Here is an 18,454-nt window from a genome sequence, read left to right as displayed (position 1 = left end):
ATCATTGACATTAACGGTAAAAATATCACAAAGAGAAAACCGAGCGCAATTAAGCGTTTGAGTTTACAAAATAGTTTAACAGCGATGTTAGACAAAAAATACTGAACTAATTAATAATTAGGAAAGAAATCGTTAAGGGCGTATGGCGGATGCCTAGGCTTTCAGAGGCGAAGAAGGACGCGGTAAGCTGCGAAAAGCTGCGGGGATCGGCACACACGAATTGATCCGCAGATGTCCGAATGGGGCAACCCGGCATGTTGAAGACATGTCACCTCGTAAGAGGAGCAAACCAGGAGAACTGAAACATCTAAGTACCCTGAGGAAAAGAAATCGAAGAGATTCCGTAAGTAGTGGCGAGCGAACGCGGATTAGCCCAAAAGTCTTTATATATTTAATAGAATGTTCTGGAAAGAACAGCCATAGAGGGTGATAGCCCCGTACATGAAAGGTATATTTAGATGATAAATGAGTAGGGCGGGACACGTGAAATCCTGTCTGAATATGGGGGGACCATCCTCCAAGGCTAAATACTCCTGAAAGACCGATAGTGAACAAGTACTGTGAAGGAAAGGTGAAAAGCACTTCGAATAGAAGGGTGAAATAGAACCTGAAACCGTACGCCTACAAGCGGTCGGAGCCCACAAGTTGGGTGACGGCGTGCCTTTTGCATAATGAGCCTACGAGTTAATGTTACTAGCGAGGTTAAGTACTTCAGGTACGGAGCCGGAGCGAAAGCGAGTCTGAATAGGGCGCTTAGTTAGTAGTATTAGACGCGAAACCTTGTGATCTACCCATGGGCAGGTTGAAGCTTTGGTAACACAAAGTGGAGGACCGAACCGGTTGACGTTGAAAAGTCTTCGGATGACCTGTGGGTAGGGGTGAAAGGCCAATCAAACTGGGAGATAGCTCGTACTCCCCGAAATGCATTTAGGTGCAGCGTCGTGTATAAGTTTATTAGAGGTAGAGCTACTGATTGGATGCGGGGGAGTCAAATCCTACCAATTCCTGACAAACTCCGAATGCTAATAAATGTTCCACGGCAGTGAGGGCGCGGGTGCTAAGGTCCGTGTCCGAGAGGGAAAGAACCCAGACCAACAGCTAAGGTCCCCAAATCTCTATTAAGTTGAAGCAACGCGGTTGGACTGCATTGACAGCTAGGATGTTGGCTTGGAAGCAGCCATTCATTTAAAGAGTGCGTAACAGCTCACTAGTCGAGCGGTCCGGCATGGATAATAATCGGGCATAAATAGAGTACCGAAGCTATGGATTTACAACTTAGGGTTGTATCTGGTAGGGGAGCATTCTGTTTGCACAGAAGCTGAGTCGTGAGGCTTGGTGGAGCGTACAGAAAAGAAAATGTAGGCATAAGTAACGATAAAGCGGGCGAGAAACCCGCTCACCGAAAGACTAAGGTTTCCTCAGCCATGCTAATCAGCTGAGGGTTAGTCGGGACCTAACGCGAACCCGAAAGGGGTAGTGGATGGACAATGGGTTAATATTCCCATACTTGCTCACACTAAAAAGGGGACGGAGTGCCGTACTTACTGGAGACTGACGGAATAGTCAAGACCTAGCCTTCGGGCGAAGTTGCTGTAAGGAAAGTGCTTCCAAGAAAAGCCGAAGTGAAGCAACCCGTACCAAAACCGACACAGGTAGTCGAGGAGAGAATCCTAAGGTGCTAGAGTGAATCATGGTTAAGGAACTAGGCAAAATAGTCTCGTAACTTCGGAAGAAGAGACGCCAGCAGCAATGCTGGCCGCAGTGAAGAGGCCCAGGCGACTGTTTATCAAAAACACAGGACTCTGCTAAATCGAAAGATGCTGTATAGGGTCTGACACCTGCCCGGTGCTGGAAGGTTAAGGAAGGGCGTTAGCAGCAATGCGAAGCGTTTGACTGAAGCCCCAGTAAACGGCGGCCGTAACTATAACGGTCCTAAGGTAGCGAAATTCCTTGTCGGGTAAGTTCCGACCTGCACGAATGGTGTAACGATCTGGGCACTGTCTCAACCATGAGCTCTGTGAAATTGTAGTAACGGTGAAGATGCCGTTTACCCGCAATGGGACGAAAAGACCCTGTGAACCTTTACTATAACTTCGTATTGACTTTGAGTAAGTAATGTGTAGGATAGGTGGGAGACTTTGAAGCAGGCACGCTAGTGTTTGTGGAGTCAACGTTGAAATACCACCCTTTACTTACTTGGAGCCTAACTTGATTTATCAAGGACACTGCGTGGTGGGTAGTTTGACTGGGGTGGTCGCCTCCAAAAGAGTAACGGAGGCTTTCAAAGGTACCCTCAGCACGCTTGGTAACCGTGCGTAGAGTGTAATGGCATAAGGGTGCTTGACTGTGAGACCTACAAGTCGATCAGGTGCGAAAGCAGGACATAGTGATCCGGTGGTTCCGTATGGAAGGGCCATCGCTCATAGGATAAAAGGTACTCCGGGGATAACAGGCTAGTCTCCCCCAAGAGCTCACATCGACGGGGAGGTTCGGCACCTCGATGTCGGCTCGTCACATCCTGGGGCTGGAGAAGGTCCCAAGGGTTGGGCTGTTCGCCCATTAAAGTGGCACGCGAGCTGGGTTCAGAACGTCGTGAGACAGTTCGGTCTCTATCTATTGCGGGCGTTAGATGTTTGAGAGGGCTTGATTCTAGTACGAGAGGACCGAATTGAACAAACCTCTGGTGTATCAGTTGTACCGCCAGGTGCACCGCTGAGTAGCTACGTTTGGAAGAGATAAGCACTGAAAGCATATAAGTGCGAAACTCGCCTCAAGATGAGACATCTTTTAAGGGTCGTTGGAGATGACGACGTTGATAGGCTACAGGTGTAAAGTTGGTAACAGCATAGCCGAGTAGTACTAATTACCCGTAGATTTATTGCCTAATTGGCAAGCCTTAATTGCGCAATCAAGGTTCTCTCTTTGTGAACATTTTTATCGATAAAACAGTTGACAGTAGGGAGTTGACAGTTGATAGTATCATACCATCAACAATCAACCAAAAACTGACAACCATATACAACCTTTAGGGTGGTTTTAGCGGTGGGGCTCACCTGTTCCCATTCCGAACACAGAAGTTAAGCCCACCAGCGCCGATGGTACTGCGAAAGCGGGAGAGTAGGTCGCCGCCAGTTTTTATTTAAAAGTCTCATACATTCAGTTGTATGAGACTTTTTTTTGTTCTAAATCTACCTAAAAGTAAACGAATCCGCCATCTGTAAATCAAATTTTAACCTCCAATATTCAAGGTTTGAGATCCGGTTTGGGGAAAGAAGTTGATGAAAGTTCAAGTTGAATGTAATCTATCGAAAGCAAGAATCTAAACAGTTGCTCCTTAAAAGCAATATCTATGTAGAAAAAAGCTGACGCGTTCCTATGGAAGGCTATCTATTCCACCATTTATATTTTTTTAACGACATTACAAGTTGCTCCGTAGGAAGGATATTTGTGTAGGAAAAGTTAATGCGGGGAAAAGTGCATTCCGTCGGATCGATATCTGTTTATCATCTAAGAAGTGATTTGTCTCAGGGGTTGAAATAATGTACAGGTCGCTCCTAAGGAGCTTCTCCATCCGTGAGCTGTATTCTTTTTCTATTAACAGTCCGCCGCTCTGCGGCTTTTCAAGCAGTTGTACTTATTGCAGAACTATTTGTAGTACGTATTTTGAATCGTTTAAGATGATTGCAAAAACCTTGATTATAATGAAATAGTAAGAAATCATTACCTTTTAAAATATATCCAGAAAATGTAATTTTGCCTAAAGCCTAAAGCCTAAAGCCTAAAGCCTAAAGCCTAAAGCCTAAAGCCTAAAGCCTAAAGCCTAAAGCCTAAAGCCTAAAGCCTAAAGCCTAAAGCCTAAAGCCCAAAGCAAGATTTGAGAACGAAAAAAATGATTGTTTTGACAGATAATCAAAAGAATGCAGTCACCCCTAGCCCAGATCGCAACGGCATCCTTTTTTGTTGCAAGGACAAAGCACAGGCACAAAAAGATACAGTGGAGAGCTGGATAAAGCTTCTGATAAAGGAGAGAAGTTTAAAGCCCACTAATTGTAAAAACTATTCTGCTGTTGTAACTGGCAACTGGAGTAGTTACTGAAACTCCACTCAATTGCATTTGAATTGGAATATTGGTGTATGAAGCTAATGCTAAAACTGCTTGAATTCTGAATAATTCAACATCAGTTTGGGTAAACGGCAAATAGGTCGTTCCACCTGTTATGGTACAAAGTACGCAGAGCGTTGTACCATTTCCTGTTCTCTTAGCTGCTAAGAGCAATGAATTATGCCAAGTCGGGTTGGGTTCATAATGCACAGATACTTTTGCAGTTCCTAAAAGTAGGGGAACGGAAGCCGCCAAAAGAATTTGGTTGGCAGCACTTTCGTAAGTTCCGGAATAATTATTTCCTGCTTCTGTAATAGGAACTATAGGTACAGTCCAGTTTGTTCCACCTACAGTTAAGGTCTGAGATTTCATACTTGCTGCAAAAACTAATAAAATGATAATATAATAATATTTTAACAATCTTGTTTTAATCTTCATAATCTTCGGTTATTCAGTGATGGTATAGGTGATTACAATCGGTGTATTTGTTCTCGCAGATAAATTAGCATATGTGTTGGCAGATAATGTGATGGTTATTTGATGTCCATTATTTGCGCCATTGCCGGTATGTGCTCCACCAATTCCGCTGATAATTGTTTGTGCAGTTGTAGATAAAGTTACTGTTGCACTTGGAGTTCCGAAAACGCCGGCTCCGCCTGATGCTGTTGCAGCTTGGAGTCTGACATTAACTCCCGGTATCACCTGATTTACTGAGGCAGTAATTCTCCTTGTAGTTCCACCTGATACGATTGCAGATGTGTAGTTGATCCACTTCGAGGTGTTGGGAGCGGGCGCAATCAATTGTCCTCCGGCATCAGTAGGTGCCGTAAAATTCATTGTAATATTTCCTGCGGGTTCAATATCCATCAACGTTACAACAGGTAATGTGATGCCGACCGTTCTGTTTCCCGTTGTTTGTGAAAATAGATTACAGGAAAATAAGCAAACTGCTAAAATTGATATTTTAAAATAATTCATTTTTGTTTTTTATTTTCGATGTAACTCACTTTTATACTCTCTTGCTGATATTTTATTTCAGATTGCTGTTTTATAACATTGATGATGATGTTTTTTGATTCTGATGGTTTTAGATTTATATCAAACTGATCGATAGGGATTTTATATTTTTTATCTAAACCATTTCTGTACACCTTAATTTTCCAATCTCCGGGACGCAAATAAGTAAAATCAAAATTTTGCCCGATTACCGCTAGCTTTCTAAAGGTCTGTTCTCCGTTTGAAGCTTCAATAATTAAATTTTCTTTTTTCTTTCTATTTTTTTTAAGTGGAAGTTGTGCAAAACTTAATTTACTTTCTGGCTCAGAGTACTCAATTTTCCCCTGAATACTCGCTGCACTTGTTAACCCGAAATTAAAAACATTTTTTTTTTGATTTAAAACTAAAGAAATCGGTAAACTGACATCAGGAATATCATTGATTTCTGTTGTTGATCGGTCGATTTCCAAAACGTATTCTCCGGGATTTATATTTTTGAATATATAATTTCCGTTTTTGTCTGTTACCGAAAGATGATTTCCTAAAATCAAACGGATGCCGTCAACATTTTTTACTGCAAGATTGTTGATCGTTCCGGAAAGTGTTGTGTATTCTGCAGTTTTTTGCGTCGGAACATTCATTCTTAAGGTGTAGCGAAGTGAGAAAATAAAATCTTTATTTCCCATTTCTCCTCTTTGCAAATTGTATCGTGCAGACAAATCAAAGTCATGACCTCGTACAAGTTGTTGATGAAAAAGAAGTTCAAAAAGATTTCGGTCGGTATAATAATCTTCAGGCATATAATTATTCTGATAAAATAAACTGAAGCTGGTTTTATCAGAAAATCGGCTCATCATTCTCGCACCGTAATAAAACTGTTTCTGGTTTTGCAGCTGATAGCGTGAAGTGACCGCATAACTTCCATATAGATTAAATGAAGTTTTAAACTTTTCGAAACCTACATTCGCTGTGTAAATACTTGAATTGCCCGAAAATCCAGACAAGAAGTTATTAGTATTACCAAATTGTCCTTCAAAATTCAATTGAAAAATTCCGATTTGCTGATCAATGCTTATTTTGAAAAATTGTTCTTTATAATCAAATTCTTTCGGTATCAATCGATCTTCATATCTTTGAAACCCGTTATAAAACATGACTGAACTGCTGGGTAAATATTTATACTGAATTCCGTACTGCAGATATTTTCGATATGGTGCTGCAAGAAATAAAGTGTCTCTCTGAAAATTTCTTGCATCCTGTGTATAGGTCGAAATTAAATTTATTTTTTTTGAAATCCTGAACTGTAGATTGCCATTAAACGTATTGGTATTATTAAAATATCCTGCATATTCTGGGCTTGATCTCATATACATAAGATTTCCGCTAACCTGTTTTAAATTTGCATGAGTTTGCAACATGTAAGCCATTCCTTCTGTTTTATCTGTTTTGCTGTAAGATGTTTCTCCAGCAATTTCAAAGTTATTGTTGAGCTTAAATTTTGCAGTGATGTATGGTAAATGTGCATTAGAATCTAATCTAAAATTACTAAAACTAAAGTTTACGTTTTCCTTTCTCGGGATTTTATACAGATATCCAGCTGTAATTTCTGATTCTTTGGAGATATTAAATTTTGTATAAAAATTAAATTCATCTTTTATATCCCTGAAAAATCTTGGGTGATTATAAAAACCACCAAAACTTATTTTTTTTAAATCAAATCTGGCCTCGGCGCCACGCCCATATCTTGCATACTCCGTTAAAAATGATGAAGAGAAATTTTTATCTCCGAGATGAATATATAAATTGTCTCGTTTGTAATTCACAAAATATTCTTCATATTGGGTGAAAGAATTGAATTCCACAGGATTTTTTGTAATTGCACGGAATTCCATAAGATTTTTATTTTCATGATCTAAACTTCCTTTTCCATAAATTTCTCCTTGAAATCCGTCATTATATTCGCCACGGTTTTGCATTCCGACAAAAGACATTGATGCAGAGATAGGAATTCTATGAAAAATATCATCTTCAATAGGCTGTGTTGAAATTATTTTAATGCTGGTGTAGATCGTTTGATTCTCTTTGGGGTTTCCTACCGGATAAACGGTAAGATTTAGATTTATAAATTCATTTTTTCCTAATTCTGGGTTGGTGATTTTTGTGATGGTAATTAATTTTTCTTCTCCTGCAGGTAAGTTTAGACTAATATCTTCATCAACGACTGCATTTTTACTTTCTAAAATTAAATTTTCAGAAACATTGCCGTTGTTTTTTACAAGGAAAGTTGATCTGATAGTTTCTCCGGCTTTTACAAATTCAGGTGAATTAATCGTGGTCAATGTAAGTTTTCTGTTTCCGGAAACGATAAAATCTGTAGTTTGGATAAATTCTTCTCCTGTATTTTTTTCGATTCCTTTTATTGTAATTTTATGTTGACCTTGTGGAGTTTCTGTAGCGATTTTTAACGGAACAATGTGAATTGTACTCTCGTTAGACGAAATTTTTATCTGATCATTCTTTAAAATCGGAATGATTGATTGGTGAGACGTTTCAATTGCAATGTCAAATATTTTATTCTCTGAAGTTTTGTTTTCTATGGTAAATGAAATAGAAGATGAAGTTCCCGGCTTTAAACTATCTTTTTTTTGAGAAAAAAGAAGTGCTGGGAATAGAATGGTAGTATATAGTAACCACGCTTTAATCATTCTTTATTTCTAGTTCAACATTAAGTGCGAATGCATTTTCGTCCTTATCAGTGGCAATGAGAACCGCATTGTATTTTTCAGGAGGCATTTTACTGATATCGATATAAAACGATTTTGAAGTCTGTGGTAGCAGCCCCATTGGCAGACTTGAAAAAGTTGCGATTTTGTCTCCGTTTTTTTTGTTATATATCTCAATAGTAATACTCGGCTTACAATAAAGATTTCCTTCGTTGGCGACTGCAATTTTTAAAATTTGTAGTTTATCTTCTTTTTCAATTTTTACTCCTTCAAATTTCAGATTGGGCGTTGCTTTTTCAGAATCTATATCAGTGATGATTTGAATAGCGTATCGAACAATGGATGTTATATTTACGCCTTGTTTTTCGTTGCTTGGCTTAATGTTGTCTACTGGTTCTACAATGATTACACTCCAATAGCTTCCTACATCAGTAACTTGTTTTGGAACTGTGATTTCGTATAAGATTTCTGTCTTTTCCTTTGATTTTACGTTGATTAAATTTGTATTCATCTTAATCCATTCAGCATTGCTTTTAGGATTGGTATTGGGAGTAGTATACTGTATAGATCCGTCTGATTGATAACTAAAATCCTGCAGAAATATTTTTATGTTCTGCGGTTGATTGCTCGTGTTTTCCAAGCTTATTTTTCCTTTATAAACTTGTCCGTTTTCAACTTTATAGTTGTGTGAAAGCCCGTTCAGAATGACAATGTTAGCTTTCACAAGGAAAGATGAAAACATCAGGATAATGAAAAAGATGATTCGCTTTAGCATATGAATGTAAAGTTTGAGTTTAACATAAAGACAAGAAAAACTAGGAGAAACTTAAATTTTAAATTTCTCCGGGTTTAAAAGATGTTTTTCAGAATTTAGTTATCCGAAATAGTATAAGTCACGGTCGCAACAGCAGTTGTAGTTGCTTCAAGATCTGCATAAGCAGCGATGGTACCAGATCCACTTCCTGCCGCTAAAGCATAAGTAAGATTGTGACCATTATTTGCGCCATCTCCAGTGTAAGCACTTCCAATTCCGGAAATGATTGTTTGATCTGCGGCAGTTAGCGTCAACTGTGCAGATGGAGTTCCCAGAGTTCCTCCTCCTGAACCGGTTGCTGCAGCAGCAGTTACTCTGATGTCGATACCGGGAATTATTGCATCAACTGTTACCGAAACATTGCGGGTGGGGTTATCTGTCGATTTAATCGATGAATAATTCAGCCAAAGTGCGTTGTTTGTACCACTTGGAACTATAGGAAGACCAGCTTCGTCAGGAGCTGTAAATCCTAAAGTTATGTTTTTGTTGGCAGCAGGCTCAATGTCTACGAGTGCAACTTCAGGAACGGTAATCCCGATAGTGTGATTGTCTGTGTTGCTGTCTTGCGCTTTTAGATTTGCTGAAAAAGCAAAAGCTGCTAAAGACATAGCAAAAGTTAATGTTGTTTTTCTCATGGGTTATTTTTAGAATTTAAAGTTAATAAAAATTCATTACAATATGAAATATTTAATTATAATATTTTATTGTTACTTATTCGTTTACAATATTTTACTATGGTTAATAAATAGTATTTTGAATATATATAAAAAATAGATTAGTGAATTATGACTAAAACTAACAGCAAAAAAAAAATCTTACCCATTGTTTTGTGTAAGATTTTATCTAAGTTTTAAATTATTTTAAGACCAATGAGGATCCGTCACTGTAGGTTTTCCTGATTCTATTCTTCCCGCAAAATGCCAGTTGTTATTTTCAGTTTTTATTTTGAGATCGTACCAACCTTTTGTTTTATCAAGATTGAAAATAATTTTTTCTCCTGATGATTTGAGAGAGATTTCTTGTTTTTCTCTGTCATACAGATTTTCTAAAATAATATCTGTTTTGTGAGCAGAAGTCTTTTTCAGTTTTATTTCTACTTCATTTTTCGAAATGTTATTTGATAAAGTTACTTCTACCTCTTCTTTTTTATTTCCTTTAAATTTTCTTACAAAACCGTTAGGTCCTAATATTTCATAATTATATGCGGCCTCATTCACTTCGTGAGAGATCTCATTGTTTGAATAGAGCGCATAAGAAAAATAATAATCTGCTGTATCAAATTTATTTTTATCATAAATAATTAAAGGTACCGCAGTATCTTTAAGGTTGGTCATTACAATCTTATTATTTTTAAGATTGACCTCATAGTCGTATGGTAATGGGTTGGATGGTTTTATGCCTCTTTCCTGAATTTGTAATAATTGATGATTGATTTCTTTTTCAGAATACCATTTGAGATCGGGTGTAGGTTTATTTTTTGCTGAATTAATGATCTTCGCATACTCTTTTTGATCCAAATAATTCATTGTAGGAATTTTGCTTTCAGCTTTGTTGAAAGCTGACGTCAAGTCACCACAGATTGCTCTACGCCAATCGCTGATGTTGTCTATCGCTACATCTTTATTATATTTTTTCTTTATAAATTTTTCAAGAAATTGTAAAACCGAAGTATGATCAGAAACCTGAGAGTTGACAAAACCACCTTTCGTCCAAGGTGAAGCTATAATCATCGGAACACGAAATCCTAAACCGACCGTTCCCTCTATTCTTTCGTTATCACGAAGATCAGCACTTGACATATATTCCTGATTCTTATTCACATATTCTACACCTTCTTTTCCGTTAATATCAACGGGTTGATTAGGATTGACGGGCGGAGCAAAAGGGATAATATGATCAAAATAACCATCATTTTCATCATAATTTATAATGAAAATTGTTTTTTTCCAGGTTTCAGGATCTTGTGTAAGAATATTCAGAACTTCAGAAATATACCATGCTCCGTACCAAGGCGAACCCGGATGATCAGAAAACCTCTCAGGCGCAACCAACCAGGAAACTGTTGGAAGTTTTTTGTCTTGTACATCTTTTTTGAACTGATGTAAGACATCACCTTTCGGCACAACCAGCCTTTCACCGTTTTCATCTTTTCCCACTTCTAAATTCCAGTAATCAGGATCATACGAATTGATGGTGAATGCTTTTTTGTGAAGATTTTTTTCTTTTTGTGAAAGCTTTGCAAAATTGTCAGGATGGTATTTTATTAAATCTTCTTCAAGCTCTTTAATTAAATTTTCAAAACGTTCTTTGTTTTTCGGATTTCTCTCAATTTCAGTTTTTAAATGATTCATGAGATTGGGAATATTTTGATGGTAACCTGTAGAAAATTTGACATTAAAATTAGAAAACCATTCAATGGGATTATCGGTAAAATTGCTCAGCCAAGATTCTTCTTCACCCGGCATTCCTTTCGGAAGACTGATTTCGTTTTGATAAATTCTCCACGAGACATCTTTTTCTTCTAATATTTCAGGAAAACTTTTCCATCTTGCCTGTCTGTTTTTATCATAATCAATGTTATCATTGTAAACATTGGCTTTTACTTTGCCATTTTGCTGTTCACGAATCGTTCCAGACCAAAAAAATAATCTGTTGGGTGTAGTTCCCGTTAATGACGAACAGAAATACTGATCAAAAATAGTAAATGAATCTGCCAACTGATAGTAAAAAGGTAAATCTTCACGATTGTAATAACCTAAAGTCAACGGCATTTCCTTATAATTTTTATTTCCTGAAGCTTTTGCCTGAAGCCATTTATCATACTTCATTCCATTCAGAGCGTGTTGCTGATCAGACCAAGAATGGGGGAGTGAGCTCATCCACGTAGATTTGGTATTTTTTAAATCTAATCTTCCCGGAGCAGCATATTTTCCATCATTATTTTTCTGAAAAAATACCGAGTGACCATCTTCTTTTACAAATGCAGTTTGATCTAAAAATCCCCGAACTCCTTTCAAAGATCCGAAAGCGTGATCAAAAGAACGGTTTTCCTGCATCAAAATCACAACGTGTTCTGCATCATAAAATGTAGATCCTGTCGCAGCTTCTATGGTTAAAGCTTTTAAAATTGCAGGATGCAACATACTTGAAGTTCCCAAACCGGCCATTAAAATGCCTGATTTTTCTAAAAATTCTCTCCTGTTCATATCAAAAATAATAAGTAAGAAAGAAACCGCAAGTATCATCATCTGCTTACGGTTTCTTGACTTGAAATTACAAAATTGTTAGCTTTCTATTACTGCAACCACCAAGGTTTTGATGTAATATTATCCTGACCGTTGTACTGTGCAGCCAATGCAGCTTGAAGGTTAGTATTGTTATAATTGTATTCTACCTGTGGATATCTGAATCTTGAAGGCGCAGTAACTCCTGTTTGCAAAGGCAGATTTGGGTAACCAGTTCTCAAGTAATCCTGATAAGATGTCCATTGCCCTTGATGGAACATGGTCATATATTTTTGGGTAATAATTTTTTCAAGCTGAGTCTGAAGCGGCGCAGAATTATTATAAACCACTAAAGAACCTGCCAAATAATTATCAACATTAAATCCTGCAAAATACTGATTCGAATTTTTTACATATGTCTGGTAAAACTGAAAACTAGCTTTGATGGCATTGTCATAATGCGTTTTGGCAGATCCTGAAATCCAGCCTCTTGCTATGGCTTCGGCCAAAATAAATTCAAGCTCAGCATAAGAAAGAATGGAAGAAGGCTCGTTGGTTGCATCTTTATAAAATCTTTCGTTGACCTTTGAAATATTTTTAGCGATAATCAATGCGGCATTATCAGCATAAGGTGAATTAGGATTTCCTCCGTTGTAACCGTTAAAGTTGGTAATTGCCAAACCATTTTCTTTAGCCGAGGTCGTCTGTTCTGCAAACGTAAAAATTCTCGGATCTTGTCTGTTTTTAAATAAATTGATAAAATAATTCGCCATATACAAACTAGAACCATAACCACTGCTGTTGAAAGTTGTGTATCGGCTGTCTGCAGCATCTGCAAATTTCAGTTCACCATTATCCTGAATGGAAGTCATTAAAGTCTGACTTCCTGCAATGGATGCAAATTCCGTGGCAATATTGATTCCGCCAATGGTTGTTTTTTTAGATAAAGTCATCAAGACTTTTAGACGGAACGAGTTGATGAGTTTTTTCCATTTTGTAGCGTCACCGTTGAAAATGATGTCCCCAGCAATCGCATCTGAAGAATTGATTAAATCGTTGGCTTCTTTCAGTTCATTTAAAACTCCTGCCATTACCGTTTCCTGACTGTCGTATTTTGGTTGTGTAATGCCCGATTCTCCTTTTATCGCTTCAGAATAAGGAATGCTTCCGAATTTTAAACTTAAATTATAGAAATGAAAAGCTCTGTAAAACTTACCAATTGCCTGATAATTTTTATTGTTAATTCTTTCGGCTTCCTGCATCATTTTCATCGTGTTCAGCAAATCTGTGCTGTACGTACCAAATGAAGCGTCATTCCATTTCATGTATTGGTAAATATTTTCACCATCGGTACCAATCAGCATTCTGGAAGCGTACATCGGATCTCCCTGAACTGCAAATGCAGATTTTGAAACGTATGTTAAAAGATATTTCGGGTCGATATTAGCCTGGTCATTCGGGTTTTCGTTGATTTTATCCAAATCGGTTTCGCAAGCTGAAAGAGTAAATAATCCAACGGCTAAAACTGCTATTTTTAAGATATTATTTTTCATTTGTTTTAATTAAAATTTAAGATTAAATCCTACTCCGAACCATCTGCTCGAAGGATCCTGAATATCATTTCCTGAACCTGACGTCTGACTTCCTATCTGGAAATCGGGATCTGAGTAAAGATTTTTAGATTTTTTCCACATGGCTAAATTGTACCCTGAAATATTAGCCGTAAAGCTTTTCACAAAACCATTCGGGTTTAATAAGTGAGAGAAATCATATTCTAAAACTACTGATCGCAGTTTTACAAAAGTTCTGTCGAAAACATTCGCAAACAATTCGCTTTCATCTTCAGTAACTCTAGCCTGATAAGGATAATTCTGCGCCCAGCTTTGGAAACTGATAGCTGTTGTATGAGGTGTGTAAGTTCCTGTAGAAGCATTGTAATTTACACCGTCCGGAACAAAATAATACGTTCCCGGATTTGCATATTCAACATCTCTGTAAGCAGTAGAGTTCGGATGTTTACCACCCCACCACATTTTTTCTACCACCTGAGATCTCATCACACCGCCGATTCTACCGTCGATTCCGATGTTTAAGCTTAATTTTTTGTATTTAAAGGTGTTGTTAAAACCAAAAGTCCAGTCCGGGTTGAAATGCCCGAGATTAGTTGGTGTGGTTGCTCTTGTCGGCATTCCGGTTGTAGCGTTTAAAATCACTTTTCCATCCGGAGATTTTTGCCATGTTACGTCATAGTAGGTATCCATCCTTTCGCCCAACTTGATGTTGTTGTAGTTTGGCATTCCGGCGTAGATTTCCGTTAAGGTTTTCTCATAGGTACTCCAGTTGATTAATGATCTCCAGGTGAAATTGGTGGTTTTAACGGGAACTAAACCTAAAGAGATTTCAAGACCTTTGGTTGTATATTCGTTTCCGTTCACGTTCTGGGAAGTAAATCCTGAAGAAGGTGTACTTGGGAACTGAAGGATATTGTCATAATCTAAAGTTCGGAAATAAGTTGCGTCTAAAGTCACTCTGTTGTTAAACAAACCAGCCGTTAAACCGATTTCGTAAGATTTGGTCTGTTCAGGTTTTAGTGAATTTTCATAATTCAAAGTCGTCGGATAATAGAACGTAGGATTTCCGTTAAAACTAACTCCGTTGTTATTTAAATAATAATTTCTAATCGCATAAGGCTGAAAATCGTAAGCTACTTTTGCCCATGAAGCGGAAACTTTCAATAAATTAATCGCTTCAGGCATTGTAACCAAATTAGAAACAATTGTACTTAATGAGGCAGAAGGATAGAAATAAGATCTGTTGGCTTTCGGTAACGTTGATGACCAGTCATTTCTTCCGGAAACGTTGATGAAAAATGCATTGTACAAACCAATATCAATTGTTCCGTAAGTAGAGTAAATGAGTTTTTCTTTCAGGTAATTGTAATATTTTACCGCACCTGTAGAATTATCTAATGAATATACTTCCGGAATCTTTAATCCGTCTGTTGAAGCATTACCAATATCATTTTTATAGTAAAAAGTTGATGCTCCCGCATTCACACTGAAATCAAAATTATCAGAAATCTTTTTCTTGTATGTTGCCAAGATATCAGAGTTCATATTCCAGGTTTTGGTGTCATTTAAAATATAACCTCCATTTCTAGGTGCACTGTAATTAAAATAAGAATACGGACTTGAAATCTCCTGTTTGTTGTGGTTTTCAACAATTGAAGCTCTTCCTTTGATAGAAATATCTTCTGTTGCTTTATACTCTAAACTCGTTTGAGCATTGATGATATTCGTGCGGTTTTGATTTTTATATTTTTCAGCACCAAACCAAGGGTTGTTGTACCAAGCGTAGTTCCAGTTGGCCTGTGTTTTTCCTTCCTGCCCCGGAACCCAAAGATGATTTTTTAAAGCATTTCCGTCTACATCGCCTCCCATCCAAATCAAAATCGTGTACATGTGACCGCTGGGGTTGTAGTCATAATTGGGAACGTTGGGTGTGAAAGTCTGGTTAAAATTAAATTTAGTATCAAAAATAAATTTCTCCCCGAAATAATTTTGAGACGCAAAGTTGATTCCGTAACGCTGCAGATACGCCTCAGGAATTCTATCATCATAATTCATAAAGTTCCCTGAAAGCCTGTATGAATCTTTATTGTGTTTATAACTGATCGAGAAATTGTTGTTGTTGATGACCGCTGGCTTCATGAAAGTTTTTAAGTTATCATGATATTTCCAGTCGATAGGCACTCTTTCATATCTTGACTTATCATCATAAGGACTTCCGGCAACGGTTCCATACCATTCAATGACCTGCCCAGTTTGCTTGTCTCTGATTGGACTGTTCCATTGAGCAATTTTTAAACCTGGAACGAATTTTGGTCCCCAAATCATATCTCCGTCATTTACTCCACCGTCGGCTCCGTCCCAAAATTCATATTTTCCCTGAGAACCATTCCCATATTCAGTCTGAGTTTCCGGGAGATTGGTGAATCCTGCAGTAACCATTGTGTTTTGAGAAAACTCAACAGAAAACCCTTGCTTCTTAGCGTTTTTTGTAGTGATTAAAACCGCTCCATATCTACCTCTTGATCCGTACAAAGCAGAAGCAGTTGCTCCTTTCAGCACGTTAATATTCGAAATATTGTTTGGATCTAAATTCTGAAAAACTTCAGGTTCTACAATGACACCGTCGATAACATACACCAAGTTGGTGTTTCCTCTTAAAGAAAAAACTGGCTTCTGCTGCATTCCTGTTGGGTTCGAAACGTTTAAACCGGCAACCTGTCCTGAGAATAAGTTTCCTAAACTCGGTGTGGTGATTGTTTCAAATTGTTTGGTGTTAACTTCCTGTGTAGAATATCCTAATTTTTCTTTCTTTTTTTCAATTCCTAAAGCGGTGATTACAACACCTTCAATCTGTTTTTCATTTACTTTTTTCAGCACGATGGTGTAATTTCTTCTCGAAGAAACTTCTACAGTGTAAAGTGAATAATGATCAGAGTAAAACTCTAAAATATCTTTCGGATTGGCAGAAATCGTGAAATTTCCATTTTCATCTGATGTAACTGTTGTTCCCGTGTTTTTGTCGGTAATATTTACTCCAGAAACTGCAGTTCCCTCTTCTGATTTTACAGTTCCGGTAATGTTGGTTTCCTGTGCACTCAGATAGAGTGGAAGCAACAATACCGTAAACGTGGCTAAAGTTTTTTTCATTTTCTAAATTTGACTGCAAATTTAGAGGGGTACTGTTACTTAGGTTTTAACACTTTGTTACGAAAAAAATATTATTTCAATAAGAGACAATGATAAAAATTAATGTAATGATAAAGGTGAAATTTGTGGTATGTAAAAGAATTTTTGTTTTTTTATAAATATATATAACATCGGAAAACATTGAGTTTTCTGTTTAGAATCTGCTCAAAATTCCCCAGTGAATTTTTATGTCGTTAAACTTGAACGGATTTCCAAATTCGTTACCATTCGACAACTGGAAACTCATCAAGCCAATAGGAATAAAGAAATTAAAACCAAGCCCAACACTGTACAATTTAGGCTTTACGTTAATTGATTTGTTATTGAGCTGTCCGTATTGCCCGAAGACGTCAAAAAATGCCTGATTTCCGATGAGATAGCGGTATTCTAAACTTCCGTAATAATAAAAATCGGCGGCGAGAGAGTTTTCATTAAAACCGCGCAGGGAATTCCAGCCTCCAAAACGGTAAAGTTCATTGGCAGAAAAATCGACTTTAGAATCCATCATGGCACCTTCAGCTTTGATGTTGAGGAAGTGATTGCCGTTGATATTGTAATTGTGTTCCCCGAAAAAGTAAAACTGATTTTGCGGAGCCGTAATATTATCTTTGGTATAAATCGTCGTCAGATAATCATATCCGGCATTGATTTTTGTTTTATAAAGAAACAAATCAATGTCAGTAGGTTCAACCATTTCAAACCAGATCCCGATTCCTTTTTTGTTATAATCTTTCCCTTGAATGTAGAGAGAGTCGATGATTGTAGAGTTTTCAAAAGTTCCTCTCAAACCGATTTTATTTCGGCTGTTCATGTGATAATACAGAGCGGGAAGGGCTTTTACATTAGCAAAAGTAGAATCTTGTCTGAAAATATTCACTTTCATATTCAAACCCACATTTGATTTAAATAAATAAGGAATATCTGCCTGAAGATCAAAATTCTGACCTTTGTCCGGGTTCCGCTGCCAATATAAATTCACGGTTTCAAATCCGTTAAACATATTTCTGAAATTGACATTCAGCGTTCCGTTTAAGGTAAATTTCTCTGTTTTATCATTTCCGAAACCGATGACCCCATCAAAACTGTTGGTCTTTTTCTTTTCCAAAAAGAGGTAAATCTGCGTAGAATCTTTGGTGAAAAGGGTTTGCGGCGGCCTTTCGAGGCTTACAAATGCGTGACTTTGGAAGTTTTTGTTAATCGAAATCAGATTTTTATCGTCGTAGGTTTTCCCTTTAAATTCTTTTTCAAGATTTTTCATAAACCTTTTGGGAACTCTGGAATAGCCTTTCACTACAAAACCATCAATCGTTCGTTTATCATTTTTATTGATGTCGAGCTCTACAATCGGATAACCGTTTTTCTGACCTTTATATTTTGATTTTATTCTGCTGAATGCAAAACCGTCATCAATATATTTTTTGTTGATGACTTTTTTGGTTGAATCTAAATTTTTTGTGAAAAAATCCCTTTCGATTTTATGTTTTTTGATAATAGAATCAGAAAGCGTGACGAAAGTTTCGTTGAAGTTTTTTCCTTTATCGTAAATGATTTCTGTGCTGTCACCTTTTATTTTTACATCCTTTAATTCTGTGAAAAAATAATTGCTTTGCGCCAAAGAATCAAGAAATTTGACTGCAGAGACAGAATCTTTTACCTTTTTCCTCACTTTCGTTTCAGAATCAATCAGAAAATAATGCTTCTTCTGCGCTTGTACAAAAACGCAAAACAGGATAAAAAATATGTTTAGAAATAACTTCAACTTTTTTAAATTTAAACCATTAAGATTGAATTAAGGAGTTAAGAATTTTAAGTTAAGCTTCGCTTTTAGAATAATGCTG

Annotated in this window: 9 protein-coding genes and 2 rRNA genes; 2 read left to right on the top strand and 9 right to left on the bottom strand. The window is 37.2% G+C overall.

Going from position 1 to position 18,454, the window contains the following annotated elements:
• Positions 1-122: 122 nt before the first annotated feature.
• A 23S ribosomal RNA gene (locus tag LNP04_RS09320) occupies positions 123-2,883 on the top strand.
• A 143-nt stretch (positions 2,884-3,026) separates the two neighbouring features.
• A 5S ribosomal RNA gene (gene rrf, locus LNP04_RS09315) occupies positions 3,027-3,134 on the top strand.
• 899 nt (positions 3,135-4,033) lie between these two features.
• On the opposite strand, the gene LNP04_RS09310 is transcribed toward rrf, so the two are convergent.
• From LNP04_RS09310 to LNP04_RS09270, 9 genes are all read right to left on the bottom strand, one after another.
• Positions 4,034-4,540 carry a hypothetical protein gene (locus tag LNP04_RS09310; protein WP_229986210.1) on the bottom strand — a complete coding sequence of 169 codons (507 nt, stop codon included), beginning with the start codon at positions 4,538-4,540 and terminating at the stop codon, positions 4,034-4,036.
• Positions 4,541-4,549: 9 nt separating this feature from the next.
• Positions 4,550-5,080, bottom strand: coding sequence for a hypothetical protein (locus LNP04_RS09305; protein WP_229986209.1), 531 nt, complete (start codon positions 5,078-5,080; stop codon positions 4,550-4,552).
• Positions 5,077-7,803 carry a hypothetical protein gene (locus LNP04_RS09300; protein ID WP_229986208.1) on the bottom strand — a complete coding sequence of 909 codons (2,727 nt, stop codon included), beginning with the start codon at positions 7,801-7,803 and terminating at the stop codon, positions 5,077-5,079. Before LNP04_RS09300 ends, LNP04_RS09305 begins: the two co-directional genes overlap by 4 nt.
• On the bottom strand, positions 7,796-8,596 hold the full coding sequence (locus LNP04_RS09295) for a WxL protein host-binding domain-containing protein (protein WP_229986207.1): 801 nt from the start codon (positions 8,594-8,596) through the stop codon (positions 7,796-7,798). Before LNP04_RS09295 ends, LNP04_RS09300 begins: the two co-directional genes overlap by 8 nt.
• Positions 8,597-8,691: 95 nt before the next feature.
• Entirely contained in the window at positions 8,692-9,270 is a 579-nt protein-coding gene (locus LNP04_RS09290; protein ID WP_229986206.1) for a hypothetical protein, read from the bottom strand.
• Between the two features lie 225 nt (positions 9,271-9,495).
• Complete coding sequence (locus LNP04_RS09285) at positions 9,496-11,883, bottom strand: phosphocholine-specific phospholipase C (RefSeq protein ID WP_229986205.1); 2,388 nt, start codon at positions 11,881-11,883, stop codon at positions 9,496-9,498.
• Between the two features lie 47 nt (positions 11,884-11,930).
• Entirely contained in the window at positions 11,931-13,412 is a 1,482-nt protein-coding gene (locus tag LNP04_RS09280) for a SusD/RagB family nutrient-binding outer membrane lipoprotein (RefSeq protein WP_229986204.1), read from the bottom strand.
• A 9-nt stretch (positions 13,413-13,421) separates the two neighbouring features.
• Positions 13,422-16,577 carry a SusC/RagA family TonB-linked outer membrane protein gene (locus LNP04_RS09275; protein WP_229986203.1) on the bottom strand — a complete coding sequence of 1,052 codons (3,156 nt, stop codon included), beginning with the start codon at positions 16,575-16,577 and terminating at the stop codon, positions 13,422-13,424.
• Positions 16,578-16,770: 193 nt separating this feature from the next.
• A complete protein-coding gene (locus tag LNP04_RS09270) occupies positions 16,771-18,375 on the bottom strand; it encodes a hypothetical protein (RefSeq protein ID WP_229986202.1) in 1,605 nt (534 codons plus the stop codon).
• Positions 18,376-18,454 lie beyond the last annotated feature (79 nt).

This window comes from Chryseobacterium sp. C-71 (genome assembly GCF_020911865.1).
In the GTDB taxonomy this organism is placed as follows: Bacteria; Bacteroidota; Bacteroidia; order Flavobacteriales; family Weeksellaceae; genus Chryseobacterium.
This window is presented reverse-complemented; position numbering and strand designations above follow the sequence as displayed.